Genomic DNA, 3,496 nt, shown 5'->3' with positions numbered 1-3,496 from the left:
GGGTTTGCTTGCACCGCGGCCGTGGTCGAGCGCGTCTGCGGGACGGTGGGAATCGAGGCAATCCTGGGCGACACCGACGGTTACCTCAACTGCACCGGGGAGTTTTTATCGTCGGAACTGGTGAATTTGCTGCCCGCTTCGCGTTTTGTACTGGAAATACTCGAGGATGTGCAACTCGACGACGAACTCGCCAAACGTTGCGACGTATTGCGCCGCGCGGGCTTTCGCGTCGCGTTGGACGATGTGCGCACGATGACGCCCGCTATCGTCGATTTCCTGCCTCACGTCGATATCGTCAAGCTGGATTGGCCGTTCATCGCGCCGCATGAAGTGCTGGCGATGGTCGCGCAGGTGAAGCGTGCAGGGCGTATCGTGCTGGCCGAGAAGGTCGAGTTCCGCCGCGACCATGCCGCTGCGATGGCGTCGAACTGCGACCTGTTTCAGGGTTTCTACTTTGCCAAGCCGCAAGTCGTAGCGGCGAAAAAGCCGGCATCGTCGTACGCGGCGGTCATGCGTGTGCTTCAGCTCCTGATGGATGATGCAAGCGACACGCTCGTGGAAGCCGCGTTGAAGCGCGCTCCGGCCCTTGTCGTGCAGTTGTTGAGGCTGGCAAACAATAGCGACCGCCATCAAGTCCGCGACACCCAAATCACGTCGATACGGCAGGCGCTCGCATCCGTCGGTTGCCGGCAATTGATGCGCTGGTGTTGCCTGCTTGTCTATGGCGATTCCGATCAGGTTTCGCCGGAAAGCGATCCGTTAATGCGTATGGTCGAACAGCGAGCGGGCTTCCTGGAGCACGCAGCGCGCGAATTGCGTCCCCACGACGACGCGTTCTGCCAGTCGGCTTATCTTGCTGGAATGCTATCGCTGGTTCACGTGCCGCATGGCGTCGACGTCGCGACCTTTGTGAGTGCGCTGCCAGTCGGCACGGCCATTCAGTCGGCGATCATCGGGCACGAGGGCGCTATTGGCGGGTTACTGTCGATAGCGGAAGATCTGGAGGAAGGACGTTTTGTTCGCGCGCTCGATCGCGGTGATCAGTTTGGAGACAATTTTGCCGCGACGTTGCCTGCATTGACGTTTTAAGATGTCGAATAGCCGCTGATGAACGCTGGGCACGCCTGCCGTCCCATTTACGTTCACCTGCAACAGCCGCACCCGGAGCAGAAAATCAGACATTCGAGCATTGAAAAGGCAGTCCGATGACGCAGCGCCTTCGCGCGGTATGGCGTCTAGCCGTGCTTTTCATGCGCGAAAGCCACGCCGGGGAGAAGGCGGCCGATGATTCCCCGATTCATCGGGTATTCCGGTCGATTACCTCCGGTGCGCCCGCGCATAAAGACGCGGCGCCTTCGCGAAGTGTGCCGCGCCTGCACAACTTGTCGGGTGTGATGTCGATGGCGTCAGACGTGCTCGCGCGTCATCCGGCTTTATCGGAGACGGCTGTTCGCGTCGCGTTGGCCGAATTGCATTCGCTTGAGATACCGCTGAACGACGCATCGCTGCTCAAAGCGCTCGAATCGGGCATGCCGCCGGGGCGCGCCGCGTCCGTGATCGATCTGGATGCCACGCCCGAGCGTAGCGGCGTCGCCCAGCAGACGCATTGTGCGCACGTGGTACTCGACGCTCGTTCACTGCCCATTCCTGCCCGCATCACGCTCATTCGAACCGATACCCGCAAGGAACTCGAGCAGGACCTCGATATCGCGGCATCGGCGGCGCGCATTGCCGAGCGCTTTTCGCGCGAGGCGCGTGAATTGAATGCTAGCGCGCACGTGTCGCGGGTGACGGACGTGATCGCCGGGATGCTCGACTTGCGCCAGCGCGCCGCCGACCAAAGCTATCTGCGTTACCGGCTACGCGACGTGAATGGCGACAAGCGCATCGTCGTCCCTGAAGTGCTATGGGATTTTTGCAGCGACACCGTGCTGGTGACGCGCGCAGTGCGCAGCGTGGCACTGGTGGACACCTGCGCATTGCGCGCCCACGGCCTGGATCCCGCCAATCTGGTCGCCATGTGGATCGAAGCGTTCTTCGAGATCGCGATGGGCGAGGGCGTATTCCACGCCGGGCTCGAAGCGGCGGGCGCGGCCGTGAGCATAGAGCCGGACTCGCTTGGACGGCTCGTGCTCAACGGTGATTCTCCGCTCGCCTTCGTCGCCGGGCACGAGAGCAATTTCATGGTGATGGGTTCCGAGGCCCTGCTGCGCGGCGACCACAAGGCCGTCGCACGGGAGCACATGAAACATGGCAGGCCGGCCGAACACGAGTCGCAGCACGTGGTGCGAGTCGAGTCGACGTATCGCCGGGAAGCCGAGCGTTTTAGCGAAGGGGCGCATGCGGGCGGCCATAGGCCACACAGCGTCGCGGATCTTTTTACTGCGCTCGGCAAAGGGGCGCAAGCACATCCTTTCGGCGATGCCCATGCGGGTATCGCGTCGCGTGCGACTTTGCTGGCTCGTTCGGCGCAGAGTATTGAAGATATGGCGCGGCGAATAGCGCCCGATGTCGATGTGTGGACCATCGCGCGCCGCGTGATCACACGTCTCGCGCTCGACCAGTTTAGTCAGCATGGGTTGATAGCGCAGCTTGCCAATGAGGCGGTGCACTGGCCGCGCGCGTTGCCTCGCGTGCCGAATCTACTGGCCGATTGGGTCGTGCGGCAGAATCGGCGTGGCACGGATTCGAAACCCGTGCGCTGAAGTGGGCGAGTGCTGGACGTCGATTGCTTCCACCCGTCGCGCACGGTTTTGGTGCGTTCGGTTCAAATCCATGCATTCGTGAGCCAAGTTCGCCAATAAGCTCGAATCCATCCGGTCTGCCGCCACCTCCATGTCAGCCGGTTTATACACAGGTGGCACGCTTTCAAGCCGGCCCGATCAGCCGCGCGACAATTTCGACGAAGCTGTCGATAGAAAGCGGCTTGCGATGAAACTCGACCAGCGGATGCTCGATCGGAGGTGTACGCTCAGCCGCGCTCGACAACACCACCGGAATACGCATGAGCCTGTCGTCGGCAGCAAGCGCGCGGCACAGCGCGACGCCGTCCATCTTCGGCATCATCCAGTCGGTGACGATGAGGTCGGGCGGATCGGCACGCGCCAAACTGAGGGCCTGCACGCCGTTGGCCGCAGTGACGACCGTATACCCTTCTAGCTGGAGCACGAGGCGCCAGGTGGTCAGGAGGTCGAATTCATCGTCGACGACGAGGATCTTTTTCATGTCCGCGGGCCCGAATCCAGCGTGGGCAACACAGGCGCAATCGTGCCGCGCACCGACAACATCGAGGCGTTGCCTACGGAGCCGTCGATCAGGTGCAACCCCTTGTCGTCGATGACGAAACGGCGGATTGACAGATCGTGGCCGCTTTCGCGTAGCTTGACGATCGAGACGATCCGATACATTGACGCGCCGGTTTCGATGTAACGCAACAGGATGATGTTTTCCGTCATCGCCGATGCACGGATCGAGCCGCCGCCGTGCACCATATCGG

The 3,496-nt window shown here is 61.8% G+C and carries 3 protein-coding genes and 1 pseudogene; 2 read left to right on the top strand and 2 right to left on the bottom strand.

The features are described 5' to 3' along the window. Positions 1 to 1,089: EAL and HDOD domain-containing protein (locus WCA53_RS29300; RefSeq protein WP_423919414.1), on the top strand; the 1,089-nt coding region annotated here is incomplete at its 5' end. 116 nt (positions 1,090 to 1,205) lie between these two features. Next, complete coding sequence (locus WCA53_RS29295; protein ID WP_423919409.1) at positions 1,206 to 2,705, top strand: AarF/UbiB family protein; 1,500 nt, start codon at positions 1,206 to 1,208, stop codon at positions 2,703 to 2,705. A gap of 163 nt (positions 2,706 to 2,868) precedes the next feature. On the opposite strand, the gene WCA53_RS29290 is transcribed toward WCA53_RS29295, so the two are convergent. Both WCA53_RS29290 and WCA53_RS29285 read right to left on the bottom strand, forming a co-directional pair. Further along, positions 2,869 to 3,225, bottom strand: a complete 357-nt coding sequence (locus WCA53_RS29290) for a response regulator (protein WP_423919406.1) — start codon at positions 3,223 to 3,225, stop codon at positions 2,869 to 2,871. Then, positions 3,222 to 3,496: pseudogene (locus tag WCA53_RS29285) on the bottom strand (ATPase domain-containing protein); the annotation flags it as partial. The gene WCA53_RS29290 and the pseudogene WCA53_RS29285, both read right to left, overlap by 4 nt.

The organism is Caballeronia sp. (assembly GCF_049581465.1).
GTDB lineage: Bacteria > Pseudomonadota > Gammaproteobacteria > Burkholderiales > Burkholderiaceae > Caballeronia.
Note: the sequence above shows the minus strand (reverse complement) of the source record. Positions and strands in the feature narration are given on the sequence as shown.

Excerpts from the sequence above, each read along its gene's own strand:
- WCA53_RS29295 (WP_423919409.1), top strand. The coding sequence starts at position 1,206 with ATGACGCAGCGCCTTCGCGCGGTATGGCGTCTAGCCGTGCTTTTCATG.
- WCA53_RS29290 (WP_423919406.1), bottom strand. The coding sequence starts at position 3,225 with ATGAAAAAGATCCTCGTCGTCGACGATGAATTCGACCTCCTGACCACC.